This is a genomic window from Bacillus infantis NRRL B-14911, from assembly GCF_000473245.1.
GTDB classification, from domain to species: Bacteria; Bacillota; Bacilli; order Bacillales; family Cytobacillaceae; genus Bacillus_AB; species Bacillus_AB infantis.
On the sequence record NC_022524.1, the window covers coordinates 1,636,425 to 1,654,653 of the forward strand.

Below are 18,229 nucleotides of genomic sequence, written 5' to 3' on the forward strand. Positions count from 1 at the left end.
CTCGTTTTCTGTTGCAAATATAGCATCGTATTACTTATAGTAGTTGTAGTGTAGAAAAGCTTTATTTGTGATAAGGGTTAAAGGAGGAGAAGTTATGTCAAACACAAGGGCTTTCAGTGAAGCTGCTTTAGAAAACAGTGAACGAAGCCTTCAAGCCAATATACCGGAGACAACTGCATGGAAGGATTTCCTGGCGCTCATCAAGGTAGGTATAATCAATTCAAACATGATCACTACCTTCACTGGTTTGTGGCTGGCCCTTCATTTTACAGATCAGCATTTTTTCAACAATCTTGATATTGTTTTTTATACACTGGTCGGATCTTCACTGATCATTGCGGGTTCCTGTGCATACAACAATTACTATGACCGCGATATCGACCATTTGATGGAAAGGACAAAAGACAGGCCTACAGTTACAGGAAAGGTCAGCCCGGGCAGGGTGGCACTGCTGAGCATATCCACCATCGCATTGGGAACCTTGCTGCTGCTCCTTGCATCACCCGCAGCTGCTGTAATTGGATTGATAGGCGTCTTTAGTTATGTAGTCCTCTATACAATGTGGACTAAGCGCAAGTATGTTTCCAATACAATCGTAGGAAGCATTTCCGGAGCAGTGCCGCCGCTGATCGGCTGGGCTGCAGTTGACGGAAACCTGGACATGATAGCTTGGGCGCTGTTCCTTGTTATGTTTGCCTGGCAGCCTCCTCATTTCTACGCACTTGCCATGAGGCGTGCAGAGGAATACAGGGCAGCAGGCATACCGATGCTTCCGGTTGTAAAAGGGTTCCGCACTACGAAAAAACATATTTTTGCATGGCTGGCTGTGCTTCTGCCCCTGCCGCTGATGCTTACATCTCTCGGTCTTCCATTCCTGATCCTTGCTTCGGCATTGAATGTCGGCTGGATAGTCCTTGGGATCTATGCCAACAAATTCAAGGATGATATTAAGTGGGCAAAGGCAATGTTCATTTACTCGCTTCAATATCTGACGATTATGTTTGTGGCAATGGTGATCGTTACACTTATTTAACCTACGTTAGGAGATTCCCTTCCGCGCATGCGCGGGGGAGGGAATTTATCCATATTTTTTTTGATCAAACAACAAAAGAAATTTTTTACGAAAGAGGGGTTTGATTAAGCATGAAAAGGCTTGCAAAATGGCGTCTTGCATCATTGTTTGCAATTTTGACGCTCATTCTTTCCGGGTGCGGCGAACCGTTTTTGTCCACGCTTCAGCCTTCCGGGGAAGTTGCGAAAACGCAATATGACTTAATGCTGCTGAGCACGGCGATTATGGTGGGAGTAATTGTCGTTGTCACGGTGCTTTTCCTGGTTGTTATTTTTAAGTTTCGCCGCAAAGACGAAAGAATTCCAAAACAGGTTGAAGGAAGTCACAAATTAGAAATCATCTGGACAGTTATTCCTATTCTTCTGCTTCTTGTTCTGACCGTTCCTACAGTAGCACAGACTTTCAAGCTTGCGGATGTTTCTCCAATGGAGAAAAAGAACGAAGAAGGGAAAACGGATGCATTGGTTGTCAATGTCCGTGCAAATCTTTACTGGTGGGAATTTGAGTATCCAAACCAGGAGATCATCACTGGGCAGGAACTTGTCGTTCCAACTGGTGAAAAGGTTTACTTTAATCTGAAGGCATCTGATGTTAAGCATTCATTCTGGGTCCCTGCAGTCGGGGGCAAGATGGATACGAACACTGATAATGTCAATAAGTTCTATCTGAAGTTCGATAAAGAGAGCTCTGATGTTGCAGGCGATCTTTTTTACGGAAAATGTGCGGAGCTTTGCGGACCTTCACATGCTCTGATGGACTTCAAGGTGAAAGCAATCTCTGGCGAAGAGTTTGATCAGTGGGTTGCGGATATGCAGAATGCAGAAGAGCCTCAGCCTCAGTCAGAAGTTGCACAGCAGGGTCAGGAGATTTTTAACAACAGCTGTATCGGCTGTCACGCTGTGACTCCTGTGGATGGAAGGCCGGAGCAGGCAAGGCAGGCTCCAAACCTTGCAAACTTTGGCGAGCGCGACCGCGTTGCCGGTATCCTGGATCACAATGAAAAAGAATTGAAGAACTGGCTGAAGGATCCTGAAGCTTATAAGCCGGGGAATAAAATGACTGGTACATATGGCCAGCTTTCAGATGAGGAGCTTGACGCTCTGACAGAATATCTGATGGGCCTTAAAGTTCAGGAGTAACGAGTTCGAAAGGGAGGTAAAACTTGTGAGTACCTACGCTCAGAAGAAAGGATTCGGCGCCACTTTATGGGACTATCTAACAACAGTGGACCATAAGAAAATCGCGATCCTTTATCTAATTGCCGGCGGTTTCTTCTTTATAGTGGGTGGACTTGAAGCCATGTTCATCCGTATTCAGCTGGCAGTTCCAAACAATGATTTCTTAAGTGCCGGCTTGTACAATGAGATATTGACAATGCACGGTACAACCATGATATTCCTGGCAGCTATGCCATTGATCTTTGCTTTTATGAACGCAGTCGTTCCTCTTCAGATCGGTGCGCGGGATGTAGCGTTCCCGTTCCTTAACTCACTTGGGTTCTGGCTGTTCTTCTTTGGAGGAATCTTCCTTAATCTGTCATGGTTTTTAGGAGGGGCTCCAGATGCTGGTTGGACGTCTTACGCTTCCTTATCGATGGCATCTGAAGGCCACGGGATCGATTTCTATGCACTCGGACTGCAGATTTCCGGTGCTGGTACCCTAATCGGGGGGATTAACTTCCTTGTAACGATTGTCAATATGCGTGCCCCTGGCATGACATATATGCGTATGCCATTGTTCACATGGTCTACATTTGTAGTATCTGCACTTATTCTGTTTGCGTTCCCGGCTCTTACTGTCGGTATCTTTCTATTGATCTTTGACCGCATGTTCGGCTCTAATTTCTTTGATGTTGCCAACGGCGGAAACACAGTTATCTGGGAGCATTTATTCTGGATTTTCGGACACCCTGAAGTATATATCCTGATTCTGCCTGCTTTCGGTATTTTCTCTGAGATCTTTGCTACTTTCTCAAGAAAAAGGCTGTTCGGATATTCTTCCATGGTATTCGCAACGGTATTGATCGGTTTCCTTGGCTTCATGGTATGGGCTCACCATATGTTTACAACAGGGCTCGGGCCAATTGCCAACGCTATCTTTGCTGTAGCGACAATGGCGATCGCTGTTCCTACAGGTATCAAGATTTTCAACTGGCTCTTTACAATGTGGGGGGGGAGCATCAGATTTACAACACCGATGCTTTATGCAGTAGCCTTCATTCCTTCCTTTGTTGCCGGCGGGGTAACAGGGGTTATGAACGCAGCTGCTCCAGCCGATTACCAGTTCCATGACAGCTACTTTGTTGTAGCTCACTTCCACTATGTAATCGTTGGCGGTGTTGTTCTTGGACTATTGGCAGGCCTTCATTTCTACTGGCCAAAAATGTTTGGAACCATGCTGAGCGAAAAGCTTGGAAAGATCACTTTCTGGCTGTTCCTGATCGGTTTCCATCTGACATTCTTTATCCAGCACTTCCTGGGCTTGATGGGTATGCCTCGCCGCGTATTCACATTCCTGCCTGGACAGGGGCTTGAAACAGGAAATATGATCAGTACAATTGGTGCATTCTTCATGGCAGTTGCCGTGCTGATTTTGCTTATCAATATCATTGTGACAAGTGTTAAAAATGTTAAAGTCGGGAATGACCCTTGGGGAGACGGGCGCACACTGGAGTGGGCTATCCCTTCACCGCCGCCATTCTACAACTTTAAGCAGACGCCGCTTGTCCGCGGTTTAGATGCATACTGGCTTGAAAAGATGGAAGGCAAGAACGCGTTGACGCCTGCAGAGCCGATCGGCGATATCCATATGCCTAATTCATCTTTCATTCCATTCATGATTTCGTTTGGACTGTTCGTAGCTGCCTTTGGTGCAATGTACCACGGCGACGACGGCAACAACTGGGGCATTCCTGTCCTGATTCTCGGCATGGCCATTACACTGGGCTCCATGTTCCTGAGATCTGTCAAGGATGACCACGGCTTCCATATCCATAAAGAAGATTTACTTAAAGAAGATGATGACAAGGGGGTAAAGGCATAATGCATACAGAAGAAAAAATGACTGTAGAAACATGGCCTGCATCGCCTGAGAAACAAACCCTCGAAGCAAAGAATAAATTTCTGGGCTTCTGGTTCTTCCTTGGCGGGGAGACGGTGCTTTTCGCATCTCTCTTCGCAACCTATCTTGCTTTAAAAGATAAGGTTCCGGGAACAGAACATGCCCTGGCTAAGGACCTGTTTGAATTGCCGCTCGTCTTTGCAGCTACCATGCTTCTATTGACGAGCTCACTGACAAGCGTTTACGCCATGTACCATATGAAAAATTTCAACTTCAAGAAGATGCAGCTCTGGATGTGGATCACCGTTGCCCTCGGCGCTGCGTTCCTTGGACTGGAGATTTACGAATTCAATCACTATGTGCATGAATACCACCATACATTCACAAGCAGTGCTTTCGGTTCAGCCTTTTATACGTTGGTAGGCTTCCATGGAGGACACGTTGCATTCGGTCTCCTGTGGATCACAACACTGCTGATCCGCAACTCAAGACGGGGATTGAGCCTTTACAACGCTCCAAAATTTTATGTCGCAAGCTTATACTGGCATTTTATTGACGTTGTTTGGGTATTTATCTTTACAGTAGTATACTTAATGGGAATGGTGGGATAAACTGATGGCGAATCAACAACCGAACTCAGGTAACCCAAGAGTAGACATTGAATACCGTCGCAAGAAAAGTGCAGAGGAAATGAGAATGCAGGTCATCACTTTTGCCCTGATGATTTTCCTTACGCTTGTAGCATTTGTAGCTGTTGGCTATGAGGAATTTTCGGCATGGTTCATCGTGCCGTTCATCCTGATCCTTGCAGTTGTGCAAGTTATCTTCCAGCTTTATTATTTCATGCATATGAGCCATAAGGGCCATGAGGCTCCTGCACTGTTCCTGTATTCCGGCTTGCTCGTGGGTGCAATTACAGTATTGGCTTTCATGACAATTATCTGGTGGTAAAAAAGAAATCGGCTTTTAGCCGATTTTCTTTTTTTTGTATGAATAAGGAGATTTGATGAACTTTGTGCAGGGCTTGCCTGCAGTAAGCTGTGTATTATTGAGTTTCATCTCCAGCAGCGGTATAATGGCTTTGTACATGCATTTGACAGTGCAAGCGACAATATTACTTTAAGAGGTGGCAAGCGATGCTTACACTAGACATATTCGGTTTTAGAGCGCTTTGGAGTCCTTATTTCTTTATAGTCATGCTGGCAATCCTTGCAGCCTATTTTCTGTTGACAGTAAAATACCGGCAGCGATTCAGCGGGAGCACCCCGCTTTCAGCCAAACAGGCAGTTCTGTTTACGGCTGCTATCATTCTTGTGTATGCAGTAAAAGGCTCACCGGTAGACCTGATGAGCCATATCACCTTTTACGCGCATATGATTCAGATGTCGATACTATATCTGATTGTACCGCCCCTTTTGATTACAGGGATCCCGGAATGGCTATGGCGAAAGATACTGGCACCGGCAAGTATTCAAAAAGTTTTCAGGTTCTTAACAAAGCCCCTGATAGCCCTGATTTTGTTCAATGGAATTTTCTCCATTTACCATATTCCATTGATCTTTGACGCAGTCAAGACGAATATGTGGCTTCATGGCGGCTATTCTATACTTCTGTTCATCCTTGCCGGGCTGATGTGGTGGCCTCTTGTGAATAAACTTGAAGAATACGAATCCTTGAATGGGCTGAAGAAGGTCGGCTATATTTTTGCTGACGGCATTCTTCTTACACCTGCTTGTGCGCTGATCATTTTTGCAGACACACCTATTTACGCGACCTTCTCGGATCCGCGTGCCTGGGCTGATGCCATGCATCTCTGTGTTCCTTCAGCCACGCTGGCTTCGCTCAATTTGAGCGGTCCTGAAATGTTCAACAGCATGTCTGCCCTCAATGACCAGCAGCTTGGCGGCGTTCTTATGAAGGTATTCCAGGAAGTTGTATACGGGGTTGTCCTCGCTCAGGTCTTCTTCCAATGGTACAAGAAGGAACAGCAGGAAACTGAAGCAGAACTTAAGGCTTCCAGATCGCTTGATCCGCAGATTGCTGAGTAGGAAAAAATCTCCCAGGCCGGGAGATTTTTTCTATTAAATGGTATCTGGATTTATGAACAATTAGGGAACATTGCTGAAAGAAGCGGATTGTTTATTGAAAAATCGCCGCTGTTTTAATAGAATTGATTTTGTAAACATGAGTCCAGAGAGGAAGTTATTATGAACTATTCATTGCCTGTTTTGCCTACAATCAGCACCACGTTCATTGTATTGAGCGCTGTTACAGTAGCGATCGGCTGGTATCAGATCCGCCAGCGGAAAATAGAAGCGCATAAAAAGACAATGCTGCTGGCGGCAGTATTTGCTATCATTTTCTTCATTATTTATGCGAGCAGGACGGTTTTTATCGGCAATACTGCCTTTGGAGGGCCGGATGATATAAAAATTTATTATACCTTATTTTTGATTTTCCATATTACATTGGCTACTACAGGAGCAGTATTCGGCATTGTCACACTGCTGACCGGCTATACGAATAAATTGGAAAAGCACCGAAAAATTGGTCCGATAACAAGCATCATCTGGTTTTTTACGGCGATAACAGGAGTAGCTGTTTATCTGCTGTTATATGTGTTCTATCATGGCGGGGAAACCACATCAGTCATTAAAGCAATTTTAGGATTCTGATTAAGCTCTGCAGTCCGCTGCTATACAAAAGGGAGGCTCCGCTTGACGGTGCCTCCCTTTTACTGTCTTATGATTCTGAATGAAGGAAATACAAGCCACTCTATAGAATAGATAAAAGTAGAATGGAGGCAATGACAGTGGAAATAAAATTATTGCAAGAGGATTCATTTGATGAAGCCATCAGGCTTTCCAGTTATGCTTTTCAATATCATGTACCAGAAAGTGATTTCCCTAAAAGGAAAGAAACAATGAGGAAACATAAGATATATGGAGCCTATGAAGATGGAAAACTGGCTGCCAAGCTTCACTTACTGGACTTAAAAGTTAAAATTCAGGACAAAGAATGGAAAATGGGCGGAATAGCAGGAGTGGCCACCTTTCCTGAGTACAGAAGAAGGGGCTATGTATCAGGACTAATGCGCCAGGCTCTGTCGGCTATGAAGGAAAATGGGCAGATAATATCCTTTCTCCATCCCTTCAATATTCATTTTTACAGGAAATACGGATGGGAACTGGTTTCTGACCAAAAAAGAGTTGAAATCAATAAAATAGATTTACATATGATCGGCCAGCTGTCCGGAAGGATCACCAGATTTAACAAAGATCACCATGATGCAACAGCAGAAGAGATATACGACCGCTTCACCAGCAAGTTTTCCGGCATGCTTGTCAGGGACAGGGACTGGTGGCTCAAGAGTGTTTATTCCGACTATCAAATTGCGGTATGGCAAACGGATGAAGGAAGGCCGGAAGGTTATATTCTTTACAAGGTTGAAAAGAGCATCCTCGACATTCAGGAATTAGCTGCTTTAACTGCTGAAGCTCGGATTGGTTTGTGGAACTTTATCTGCCAGCATGATTCTATGGTTGATAAAGTAAAGGTGCTTACATCGGTCCACGATCCTTTCCCGTACTATCTCAAGCAGCCAAAGCAGCATATGGAGGTCACCCCTTATTTTATGGCACGGATTGTAGATCTTTCAATGGCATTGGGCACCTATCAATTTAACGGAATTCCGGAACAATCATTGTTCCTGCATGTTGCAGACGAATTAGCTCCCTGGAACACAGGGACCTATCAGCTGTCAGCCAATGGTGTTCAATACTTTCCGCCAAAAGAGGGGGGCAGCTGCGCCCATCCGCCAAAGAGAGGGCTGCAATTGAGCATCAATGCACTGACGGCTGTTATCACTGGATACAAGCGGCCGATTGAGCTGTATGAACTTGGAGAGATCAAGGGATCTGCAGAAGATGCTGACATATTTGAAAAAATGGTTCCCCATCAAAAAGCGTTTTTCTATGATTTTTTCTAACAATAATTATGAGCAGCATGAGTTTGGGTAAGCTGCCGAATCTCTTTAACTCCAGAAAAAAACAAGCAGGGATCTTTTATATAAGAGCCCTGCTTGTTTTTTGAAACTGTTTAAACTTTGAAATCCATCTTAATCAGCCCTGCTTCTTTTGCAGAATTGAAAGCAATCAAAATAAGCGGCCCGATGATAAAGCCAAGAATGCCAAGGAGCTTAAGCCCGAGATACATGGCTATCAAGGTGGAAAGTGGGGAGAGCCCGATGTGGGTTCCCATTACTTTTGGCTCTACGGTTCTTCTGATGATGAGCAGGACAGCTGCCAGGACGGCAAGCTTCGTGCCCAGAACCACATCCCCTGTCAAAAGATGAAACAGCGCCCACGGCCCGAGTATAACAATTGAGCCTATGATCGGAATGAAATCAATGATCCACAGGACGAGCGCCATGACCAGTGCGATATCCGGCGCTATGATAAGAAGCCCGACAAGACTCACAAAAAAGATGATCAGGCTTACGAGGAACTGTGCCTTGAAAAAGCCCAGTACAACATAAGAGAGACGGGATGTCATGAAAGAGACCTTATCGGCTGTCTTTTCTGTCAAGTGGTTGTAGGCACCACGCCGGAGCCTCGGAAGATCGATCAGGAACAGGAATAATGCAATTAAATAAACAAGGAAGCTGACAAGATAATTCGGGATATTGGTAAGCAGCGCCTTCACATTATCAATGCTTACATATGCAACCAGTTCAGTTTTCGTTTTATTCAGGAAAGTCTGTACCTGGTTGCTGATCTCATCCACCACATCTTTTGGAAGATCTTCTGCAGCACGGGTGAACTTTTCCTCTGCATCAAGCCATGCATTGTTTATTTCATTCACATATTCCGGAGCATTTTCAACCAGCTTAATGGCTTCGGTGATCACTTTTGTCGTAATAAAATATCCGGACAGTCCAATAAACAGAACAAAAGCAATGAAAACGATCATGACGGAAATTCTTCGTTTGATGTTAAGTTTTCCCTGCAGAAGCTTTACGAGCGGTTCAAGCATGAGTGCTGTTATAAAAGCAACAATCAGCGGGACGGAAACAGGGAGGATGAAATAGAAAAGCGTGCCTATTAAGATTAGCCCAATAAGCCAGATGAAAAAACGTTTTGTAAAAAAACCGGACAAGGTGAAACTCCTTTCCAAATCACTGAGGGTTTAGCTTCAGATATTGATTCTTTAAACTGAGATATATTATTATATTATATTACGCAGAACTGCTGGCCTACAACTGATTTTGTCCGCTATTTTATCTGGAAAAAAAGACGCATGGTTTCATGCGTCTTTTACAGTGCTTCCCATTGTAATGCGGTTCCTGCAGCTTACAGTGCAAACCCTTTAACTTTGCTCTGGATGTCTGCAAGGGTTTTTTCGCATTGGCTGACCAGTGTCTTAGGGAAGCTTTCTCCTTCTCCATACTCAATTCCATGGGGATAATAATGCTTTCCTAATAAAGGAGTCATCAGCTGGATAACGGCTTTATGGGAGCCGATATCCCCTTCCGCTGCGTAACCGAAGACACGCAGATAGAAAACGCCTTCTTTTAATTCAAACTTGCGGTCGTATGTAACTCTTTCATAATCCCATTGGCCTTCACGGACCAATCCATGTTCAAGCATCACTTCATCAAGACGTGTAAGGTCTGCTTTCAGTTCTTCCAAACCAGTATTTTCGAACTTCATCTTTGTCCCTCCTGAAAAACAATGCCGTCCTTTTGGACAGCAATTCTGTAAGTAAAGGCAACCAGCGGCCAAGCCTTTCAAAAAAGGCATCCCGGGACTATAAGCAATGAAATCGGGACCCTTTTATCTCAAATTTAATAATAGTAGAAAAATGTCAAAGTTGCAACGAATAGATGAAGAAAACTTAAAACAGTCACAATTATGCTGGTCTTTATGGCTGTCCTTATTTTCCCGCTGCAGTACATAATTATCCCTTGACTGGAAACCCTATCTTTTAGCGAATCTGTCTGCCCCTCTGAATGAGGCGGCAGGCAGGAATCAAATAAGGAGGGCTTATAATGAAGAAAATTGGCGATATAATGACAAGAGATGTAGATTGCTGCACTCTTCTGGACAATATGTATGAGGTAGCTTTGAAAATGAAGGAGCAGGATGTCGGCGCCATCCCGATTGTGGATGCTGACAGGCTTGTAGGGATGATTACAGATCGGGACATCGTGGTAAGAGGGGTGGCAGAGAAGCATCCGGGATCTACAAAAGTGGAGGATATCATGAGCAGTGATCTTGTTACAGTCTCGCCTGATGCCAATATCAGCGAAGCATCAAGGATCATGGCTGAGCATCAGATCAGGAGGCTTCCTGTCGTAGAAAACGGCAAACTGGCCGGCATCATATCCCTCGGCGACCTTGCCGTCAGCAGCCGCACCAACGCCCAGGCCGGAATGGCCCTCACAGACATCTCTGAACACGAAAATGAAGCAACTCAATAAACTGCTTAGTAAATTTTTTATTTGGATTAAAACCTTGTAGCAGGTCAGAAATCTAATCTATTGCGATTGATTTTCAAGATTAGTTTAATTTTGTTAATAGGGCTGATGATTTCCGCTCCAGACACTTCGCTTTCCGCGGGGCGGAGTTGAGCCTCCTCACGCTTACGCGCTGCGGGGTCTCAACATTTCCGCTGCTGTCCCGCAGGAGTCTACGTGTCTTCCTCTACAATCATCAGGGTTTCAAAATTTAATTGCTGCCCGAGCTTAACCTAATAATAATTTACTTTAGGACTGCTTAAGCAGTCTTTTTGTGTTTTCAATGACAAACCTGCAATTTTGTCATTCTATTCTATTAAAAAGAAAGTTGAAAATGATATAATAATCTATATACTGCGGCATATAATGATAGAAAAGATAGAAAAGACGGCAGGGAGGGGGCTGGAGTCTGCTAAAATTAATCCGTATTTTAATTATTGTATCCATTTTTTTGGTGATTAGTTTTTATTTTAATATATCATCAGACCCTAAAGACGAACTCCTGATCAGTGATGAGGAAACGAAACCCCAGAAAGACGATTCTCTCAGCGAGCAAAATATGATTGACGAATCTTCCTTAAAGCTTCCGGGGGAGGGCCTGTCATCGCTTATTGGCAAAAATGCCTCTGATCTGCAGGTCTTGCTTGGTGACCCGGAACGTAAAGACCCATCAGAATATGGCTATGAATGGTGGATTTATAAGAAAGGCACCAGCCAGTATGTTCAGGCGGGCGTATTGGATGGAAGGATTGTCACGCTGTTTGCCACAGGGCCCGATGCTGACGTGAGTCCTTTCCATATAGGTCAGCCGGTCAGCGAAATTTATTCTTCTGTGTTTATTGACACTAATATTAATTTTCAATACAAAGGCAGCTCATACCGGTTTGAACTCTCTGAAGACGATCTGAATACCAGGCCGCTCATCAAGGCCGGAAATATTTATGCACAGCTGTATATCGACCGTTTCACAGGCGAGCTGTCCAGCATCAGGTATATGGATGCCCCGACGCTTGTAAAGCTCCGGCCTTATGAACTGGTATACAGGGGTGAGCTGATAGAAGCCAAGCCTTCAGAGCAGGCAGAAAAGAGGCTGATTGAAGAAGGAAATGAAAAACAGATATTCGACATCAGCAACTTTATCAGGGCAAGGCATGAATTGAATGTGCTTGAATGGGACGAAGCTACTGCAAAAGTAGCTTATGAGCATAGCAGGGATATGTTTGAAAGCAAACAGTTTTCCCATACCTCGGAAAAATACGGCGAGCTGTCGGACAGGCTTGAGGCTGGGGAGGTTTTTTATCAGATGGCTGGCGAGAATATCGCTGCTCACTATGTGGATGCTCCCGCAGTAGTTGAAGGCTGGCTGAATAGCAAAGGCCACAGGGAGAGCCTGCTAAACCCGGACTTCACCCACCTGGGCGTCGGCGTGTACGACAGGCATTATACTCAGAATTTTATACAGAAATGGCAAGAGTGAAGATAGTCAAAGAGGCCTCCGGACTGCCGGGAGCCTCTTTTTTTTAGTCTGTTTCAAGGGATGCTGTCTGATTCAGTCCTTTTTTGGGCATTGAACGGTTTACAATGAAAATATCTTTCTGCCATTTCCCGAAAAGGATAATAAATTCGCCCTCTTTAAAACCGGGATACCTGAATTCTTGATCTGCTGCCTGCAGCTTTCTGGCTATGATTGTCTTTGCTGAAGCCTGGAGGCGCATTTCAAGCACCCAAACATACAGATGATGATAATAGCGCTGCTTTTCAAGGTGAAGCGCAGTGACTTTCCCTTCAATCACAGCTTCTTCAGGGACCATGCCAATACTTCTCCATTCTGCTTCGGAATTCCGCCTTTCCTTCCTCGTGACCCAGAAGAAGTATAAGCATATAATAGGGATGACAATGGCGGTGACCATAGCGCCCTCCTTATTTTTTTTCTATAACAAAAAAGCTGCCAGTAGCCTGTGCGATCTTCCGTCCGTCAGCCCTGTATACATCAGCAGAAAGAACCATGGTCTTCGTGCCTTTGTGGCTGAGGGCGGCTGTACATATAATGTTTTCGCCTTTACCGACAGCCAGATAGTGGATATTCAGCTGTGTGGTGACTGCCCCATAGCCCTCAGGCAGAAGGGAGTTGGCAAGGGTGCCCATTGCTGAATCGACAGCAGTGGCCGTGATCCCTCCATGCACGATGCCGAGTGTATTATGCAGGAGGGGGGAGACGGGCATTGTAATTTTGCATTCCTGTGCTGTGATGGTCCGGTCCATATGCAGGATGCCGCCTATATAGGAGCTGTTTATGTTATCCTGCTTCTTCTTCACTCCGGCAAGAAGTGTGTGCAAAACCTTCCTGTCGTCATCAGTGGCCTGTTCAAGGCAGGCTTCGAATAAATCCCTTAGCTGCTCATCCATAAATATCACCTTTCACATGCTTTCTGCTTCATATCTTATCATTTAATTGGCATTTTTTGCATCTGTGAAAGACAGCTTTCACATTTCATGAAGCTTTTTCATATGGTAAAGTAGGCGAATGCATCAGATGAGGTGATTGGATTATGACAGTAAAGAAACTTCATCCTTCCGTTGCGCAATTCAAGGACTTCGTAAAATCCAGGCCGCATATCATAAAAGAAGTAAGAGATGGAAAGTCGACGTGGCAGGATCTATACGAAGATTGGTACCTTCTCGGTGAGGAGGATGCCAGATGGGGCGAATCGGATCCTGGGGCAGAAGTGAAGGAAGAGGAGAAAAAAAGCGACTGGATGTCCACGGTGATGGGCACCGTCAAAAAAATGGATCCCGGCCAGGTGCAAGGATATATTAATAATCTCAGCCAGGCCCTGTCTGCGGTCCAGGGCGTAATCTCCCAATTCCAGACAGGAGGCCAGACCCCAGGCTCACAAAGCCCGGTCCAGGCAAAACCGCCAAATCCTTTTTCATTCCGAAAAGATTGATTTAAGGCAGGTGTGAGATGAGAAGAGATATCCTTGACTATTTAGAGCAGAAAAAAGAACTGAAGCAATTTATTAGAGAACAGCCCCAATGGTATCGCACTTTGTCCAGGAATCCCCAGGAAATACAAGCGCTGGAGGTTGCCGCACTGCATTATTATAAAAGAACGATCCCGCATCATGTTGAGAAGTTCACCAATGGCGTCCAGATGGCTTCCATGATGATGAGCATGTTTCAGGCAATGAACTCACAATCTTCATAGTAAGCTCTTCTCCCGGGAGAAGAGCTTTTTTCATTGTGTTTTAAAAAAAGATTCGCTCTCTCTTTGAAAATTTCTGCTCATAAACAGCTGCCTTCCAAGAAAGACTAGTAATAGCCTGGTGGCAAAGGAGGAACAAGAAATGAAAAAAGTAATCGCCTTGTTCATTGGAATCGGAGCAGTGCTGGCTGCCGGATGCGGCAAAGATTTGCCGGAGCCGGAGGCAAAGCTGTTTGAAACAGCGGATATTGGGGCTAAAAACATTTCAGCAGCAGGGCTGAAGGAAAAGGAGAGCCCGCTATTTGTTAAATATACAATCCATGGCAGTGACCTATACATAGACTGTATCGTTACAGGAGTTTCTTTCCGGGATGGTGCAGGGGAACAGCAAGGGAAAATCCTGCTGTATGCTGACGGAAAGAAAGTGCGGGAAGTCCATGCTGCTTCCTTTTCGGTCAAAGGGCTCGCAAGCGGACTCCATCACATAAAGGTGAAAGTAGTTTCAAAAGGAAGTACTGGGGGGGCAGAAAAGGAATTTACTGTAAAAATACCTTAAGCACATACTTCGCAATTTAACATATTCATGATAGAATATGAATCGGAGGTGGGCTTTTCATGCTTGCAACAACCGAAAGAGTCGAATTGCTTGAGAGAGCTGACCAATTATCGGCCATGATTCTTACATCAGAAGCGGCGGAGCAGTACCGCGCTTGTTTATATAAAGTGAAAAACAGCAGGGAGACTCAAAGGAAAATTCAAGCCTTTGTAAAAATGAAGGAGCAGTACGAAGAAGTGCAGCGCTTCGGAAGGTATCATCCTGATTATAAAACAGTGATGATGAGCATCAGGGAAGTGAAAAGGGAGATGGACATGGACATTCATCTGGCTGAGTTCAAAAAGGCTGAAACAGATCTGCAAAGCCTGCTTGACGAAGTCAGTCTCATCATTGGAAAGTCTGTCTCGGAAAGTGTTAAGGTGCCGACTGGCAACCCGTTCTTTGACTCCAGCTGCGGAGGCGGCTGCGGATCAGGCGGAAGCTGCAGCTGTTCCGCATAAATCAGCATGGCCCGGGAGCTTGTACTCCCGGGCTTTTTGCATTCCGCAGCGGCACATAAGTCTATAAGCTTTTCTTGATATATGCCTTTTTGTTTGCTAGACTATAAAAAACTGCCAAATTGAAGGGGAAAATTATATGCTAGGTCAGCGACAGGGAATCATTGTTTGGCTTTATTCTCTTAAGCAGGCAAAAATGCTGAGACGGTTTGGGAATGTCCACTATGTTTCCAAAAAGCTGAAGTATGCGGTCATTTACTGCGATATAGAGGATACTGAGGCATTGATCCAAAAAATTTCATCCTATTCATTCGTAAAAAAGGCTGAGCCTTCCTATAAACCGTTCCTGAAGACAGAATTCGAAAATTCGAAGCCGGATAAAGCGAAAGAATACGATTATAAAATGGGTATTTAAAAAGGCAGGGAGAAATCCCTGCCTTTTTTTCTGATGAACAAACAATACAATTCTGCTGCGCTGAGCCTTCTATCCTGAAGTGCCTTAAGCTTGTCGGGGCTGATCAAGGCTTTTCAGCATTTCTTAGTGCAGCGGCTGAATATAATGGTTCAATCTGAGAATGCCGATGAGGTACTGATAGAATAATTCTTTTTCTGCAAAGAGTGCAGAAGGCTTGACTTCCAGCCGGATTATTTCCTTTTCGCAATCATCAGCTAAATCCTTAAATAATTGAAACCTGGCGTTGGGAGCTTTGTCAGGATGGGGGATACCTTCCCGGCAAATATACAGAGGCTGGAATTTCCCTGTCTCGGCAGGCCTGAGCACCGCGGCGACCGATGTCATCTCTTTCCCTTCATAAGCGGATTGAAATGCTATCAAATGCTGCAGCCGATGTTTGTTAGAACGGACAATTTCAAGTAATTCATATATATCGGAATAGCCTTCTCCCAATTCAATAAAACGCTGGATCACATAGATTCCTCCTGGTTAATATGAAAAAATTTAATGAATCTCCTGATACTTTATCACTAAGCAGAGTGTTTGAGAAGCCTGCACTCTAATCTGGAAACGGGTCCTCTGGCGGAAAATTATAGAAAGAACGAAAAAAACTCAAATCACGAATCAGGATAAAAGTTTCATGAAATCGTAAAAAAAAGGATAGTCCTGGTCAGGTTCATTTGCTATTGTATGAATAAAGAATTATTTTTCGAAGGGGAATCGGCATGTGGAAAGGATTGTTTCTCAGTTTTTTGGCATTAGGGACTGTAATCGGCGCAATGCTGTTCTTTCAGTGGAATGCCTACTCCAAACAGTCAGAGCCTTCTAAGGTGCTGGAGTCAGCCCAACAGGAGCTGACAATAGAAACAACACAAGATCAATTATTCGTTACACAGACAATAAAAGGCCTGTCGAAAGGCAAAGAATACAGAACTGTCAACACAGAAAAGCAGTTCAGATGGGAATGTCCCGGCATAGAAGGGAAGGGATGCAGCTCTTCTGATGAGGATCCGTCCACATTCATTTCTGAAGACGGCAGCCTCACCTTCGAATATATAATCCCTGTGGGCGCTTCTCCAGCCGCGTTCCTGCTGACTGATTGGACGACCATGATTCCTGATGTTCACATAGATGATACACTCACCGTCATTGTAGATTCCTCCAGAAGGTCCGGAACCTGGTCTGCCGGCGGCCGCCCGGAAGGGTACAAGCAGGGAGAGCTGATCGATTATTATGTGTTTGAACGGGAAGGAGACGCACCGGCAGTCTTCTGGCAGGCTGAAAAGCTGAACACTTTTGAGGCAGGCGATAATGTCATCTTTTTAGCTGCGGAAAAAGAAAACGGACTTGCCATAGCTCCGGAATCGGCGGAGAAAATGGCAGATCTTCCGTTCTTAACTTTAATACAAACCAGTTCCTATAAAGAAGCTGCCGGCAGCGGACTAATGATTATCAATCCCGGAACTGATCCAAATGAGCTGATGGCTAAAATTCTGTCTCAAGCTCTAAAAGAGAAATTCAGCGGGACACCTCCTGGTGAAACCTGGCTGCTGGATTTAGCAGCTTCGGCAGCACTCTCACAGGAGCCTGGCTCTGAAAAGGCAAAAAGTCTTCTGGCAGGGCTGAAGGAGGTCATGGGTGAAGAAGGAATGGAACGATTTTACTCTTACGTTAAAAACTCGGATTCTCTTAATGCGGAACAGCTGGATCGTTTCCTTGTAAGTGAGCTTGGAAAAGATACAAGCTATTTCACCTTGAACAAAGATGAGAAAGCTCCTTATATTCCTTTTTATTTTGCCGATGAGCGGAATATAGATGTCAATGGGACAGAGTCAGATTTGGAGGCAATCGGCCTGGATGGAAAAACATATTTTCCATTTATTAAAACTGCAGGGCTGCTTGGATTCAAAGCGGAAAAAGTTTCTGCTAAAGAAATTCTCCTTCAGGGGGCAGGCAATAATAGCTACCGTTTCTATCTGGACAAAAACATTTTCATATACAATGAAGAGGACTACGGGCTCCTGGAGAATCCGCTGGTAACAGTAGGATCAGAGCTTTTTATGGACAGTCACTGGCTGGAAGCACTATTTAAAATTAAAGTTGCCGAAGATGAACACAGGATTTCTATCGAAAAAGGCAAATAAGAAAAGCTGGCGATGCCAGCTTTTTTCATTTGTTCGTCTGTTAAAAGAAAAGAATGTACCGATAACTATCTAATTTCAAACTTTCCAGCACTCCCGCCATTCTTTTGGCAGAAACAGAAAAAAACCCTGCATTCCTGCAGGGCCCTTCTATATCCCATAGGGACAGAAGGCAAAGGGAGAGGAGAAACCGGAGGAAGAACTTATGGGGAAACGTAAGTCTTCTCCGCGGTTGGCAACAACACCCTCGAATAGATGTTGTTACTTACATTATTTCCATAAAGAACACGGTTATACACCTTTTGGGAACATTTTTTGCAGTTAAGGAAATTTACTAATCCAGCGCCTGCCCCTCGAGTCATAAGCCAAGCCCCCCCCAAAAGGCAAAGAACGCCTTTTCGGGTGTCTTGTCTTAAGGCCCCCAGGATGGGGGTCATGCAGACGTTGCCACAGGACGTGCCGTTCTTAGTCTGCGTTCCTTAAGTGAGCAAGGCGCTTCCGCTTTTCTGCAAAGAAGAATGTGGTATTTCTCTACTTCGGTCACTGTCCAGCTCCAGCGCCTACCCCCTCGAGTCATAAGCCAAGCCCCCAAAAAGGCAAAGAACGCCTTTTCGGGTGTCTTGTCTTATGCTTGTCAGGGGTGAGCAAGGCGCTTCCGCTTTTCTGGTGAATCCGCTTTCAAATAGCCTGTTGGCGGCATGGGGCGAATTGTGTTAGGATAAATAAG

21 protein-coding genes are annotated in these 18,229 nt (G+C 44.8%); 16 read left to right on the plus strand and 5 right to left on the minus strand.

Annotated elements, in window-relative coordinates; translation table 11 throughout:
* Positions 1-94: 94 nt before the first annotated feature.
* The 8 genes from cyoE (at position 95) to N288_RS08355 (ending at position 8,120) form a co-directional block, all read left to right on the plus strand.
* Complete coding sequence (gene cyoE / locus N288_RS08320) at positions 95-1,033, plus strand: heme o synthase (protein ID WP_009791126.1); 939 nt, start codon at positions 95-97, stop codon at positions 1,031-1,033.
* A 110-nt stretch (positions 1,034-1,143) separates the two neighbouring features.
* Positions 1,144-2,211 carry a cytochrome c oxidase subunit II gene (coxB, locus tag N288_RS08325; RefSeq protein ID WP_009791127.1) on the plus strand — a complete coding sequence of 356 codons (1,068 nt, stop codon included), beginning with the start codon at positions 1,144-1,146 and terminating at the stop codon, positions 2,209-2,211.
* A gap of 25 nt (positions 2,212-2,236) precedes the next feature.
* Positions 2,237-4,114, plus strand: coding sequence for a cytochrome c oxidase subunit I (gene ctaD, locus N288_RS08330; RefSeq protein WP_022543683.1), 1,878 nt, complete (start codon positions 2,237-2,239; stop codon positions 4,112-4,114).
* A complete protein-coding gene (locus N288_RS08335) occupies positions 4,114-4,743 on the plus strand; it encodes a cytochrome (ubi)quinol oxidase subunit III (RefSeq protein ID WP_009791129.1) in 630 nt (209 codons plus the stop codon). Before ctaD ends, N288_RS08335 begins: the two co-directional genes overlap by 1 nt.
* 4 nt (positions 4,744-4,747) lie before the next feature.
* Positions 4,748-5,083, plus strand: coding sequence for a cytochrome c oxidase subunit IVB (gene ctaF / locus N288_RS08340; RefSeq protein ID WP_035401058.1), 336 nt, complete (start codon positions 4,748-4,750; stop codon positions 5,081-5,083).
* 185 nt (positions 5,084-5,268) lie between these two features.
* Positions 5,269-6,180, plus strand: coding sequence for a cytochrome c oxidase assembly factor CtaG (gene ctaG / locus N288_RS08345; RefSeq protein WP_022543684.1), 912 nt, complete (start codon positions 5,269-5,271; stop codon positions 6,178-6,180).
* 159 nt (positions 6,181-6,339) lie between these two features.
* Entirely contained in the window at positions 6,340-6,807 is a 468-nt protein-coding gene (locus N288_RS08350) for a DUF420 domain-containing protein (RefSeq protein WP_009791133.1), read from the plus strand.
* Positions 6,808-6,938: 131 nt separating this feature from the next.
* Positions 6,939-8,120: a GNAT family N-acetyltransferase gene (locus N288_RS08355; RefSeq protein WP_232217713.1), complete on the plus strand. Its 1,182-nt coding sequence runs from the start codon at positions 6,939-6,941 to the stop codon at positions 8,118-8,120.
* 110 nt (positions 8,121-8,230) lie between these two features.
* Here N288_RS08355 and ytvI read toward each other — a convergent pair whose 3' ends face one another.
* Positions 8,231-9,289 (minus strand): sporulation integral membrane protein YtvI, encoded by a 1,059-nt coding sequence (ytvI, locus tag N288_RS08360; RefSeq protein WP_009791135.1) that lies wholly within the window; start codon positions 9,287-9,289, stop codon positions 8,231-8,233.
* A gap of 194 nt (positions 9,290-9,483) precedes the next feature.
* Entirely contained in the window at positions 9,484-9,843 is a 360-nt protein-coding gene (locus N288_RS08365; RefSeq protein WP_009791136.1) for a YugN family protein, read from the minus strand.
* A 338-nt stretch (positions 9,844-10,181) separates the two neighbouring features.
* Between N288_RS08365 and N288_RS08370 the strand changes: the two genes are divergently transcribed.
* The gene (locus N288_RS08370; RefSeq protein ID WP_009791138.1) at positions 10,182-10,613 is read left to right on the plus strand and encodes a CBS domain-containing protein; all 432 of its coding nucleotides are present in this window, start codon (positions 10,182-10,184) and stop codon (positions 10,611-10,613) included.
* Between the two features lie 487 nt (positions 10,614-11,100).
* Positions 11,101-12,126: a CAP domain-containing protein gene (locus tag N288_RS08375; protein WP_009791140.1), complete on the plus strand. Its 1,026-nt coding sequence runs from the start codon at positions 11,101-11,103 to the stop codon at positions 12,124-12,126.
* Positions 12,127-12,169: 43 nt separating this feature from the next.
* Here the strand turns inward: N288_RS08375 and N288_RS08380 are convergent, their stop codons facing one another.
* A complete protein-coding gene (locus N288_RS08380; RefSeq protein ID WP_009791141.1) occupies positions 12,170-12,559 on the minus strand; it encodes a hypothetical protein in 390 nt (129 codons plus the stop codon).
* A gap of 10 nt (positions 12,560-12,569) precedes the next feature.
* The gene (locus N288_RS08385; protein WP_009791142.1) at positions 12,570-13,055 is read right to left on the minus strand and encodes a PaaI family thioesterase; all 486 of its coding nucleotides are present in this window, start codon (positions 13,053-13,055) and stop codon (positions 12,570-12,572) included.
* 143 nt (positions 13,056-13,198) lie between these two features.
* Between N288_RS08385 and N288_RS08390 the strand changes: the two genes are divergently transcribed.
* From N288_RS08390 to N288_RS08410, 5 genes are all read left to right on the plus strand, one after another.
* A complete protein-coding gene (locus N288_RS08390) occupies positions 13,199-13,597 on the plus strand; it encodes a YlbD family protein (RefSeq protein ID WP_009791143.1) in 399 nt (132 codons plus the stop codon).
* A gap of 17 nt (positions 13,598-13,614) precedes the next feature.
* Positions 13,615-13,857 carry a YlbE-like family protein gene (locus N288_RS08395; RefSeq protein ID WP_009791144.1) on the plus strand — a complete coding sequence of 81 codons (243 nt, stop codon included), beginning with the start codon at positions 13,615-13,617 and terminating at the stop codon, positions 13,855-13,857.
* A gap of 139 nt (positions 13,858-13,996) precedes the next feature.
* Entirely contained in the window at positions 13,997-14,410 is a 414-nt protein-coding gene (locus N288_RS24265; RefSeq protein ID WP_022543687.1) for a hypothetical protein, read from the plus strand.
* Between the two features lie 59 nt (positions 14,411-14,469).
* Entirely contained in the window at positions 14,470-14,910 is a 441-nt protein-coding gene (locus N288_RS08405; RefSeq protein WP_009791146.1) for a YlbF family regulator, read from the plus strand.
* A gap of 136 nt (positions 14,911-15,046) precedes the next feature.
* Positions 15,047-15,322, plus strand: a complete 276-nt coding sequence (locus N288_RS08410; protein WP_009791147.1) for a YlbG family protein — start codon at positions 15,047-15,049, stop codon at positions 15,320-15,322.
* A gap of 123 nt (positions 15,323-15,445) precedes the next feature.
* Here the strand turns inward: N288_RS08410 and N288_RS08415 are convergent, their stop codons facing one another.
* Positions 15,446-15,835 carry a DUF7147 family protein gene (locus tag N288_RS08415; RefSeq protein ID WP_009791149.1) on the minus strand — a complete coding sequence of 130 codons (390 nt, stop codon included), beginning with the start codon at positions 15,833-15,835 and terminating at the stop codon, positions 15,446-15,448.
* Positions 15,836-16,086: 251 nt separating this feature from the next.
* Between N288_RS08415 and N288_RS08420 the strand changes: the two genes are divergently transcribed.
* Positions 16,087-17,505, plus strand: a complete 1,419-nt coding sequence (locus tag N288_RS08420) for a hypothetical protein (protein WP_009791150.1) — start codon at positions 16,087-16,089, stop codon at positions 17,503-17,505.
* The last annotated feature ends 724 nt before the right edge of the window (positions 17,506-18,229 follow it).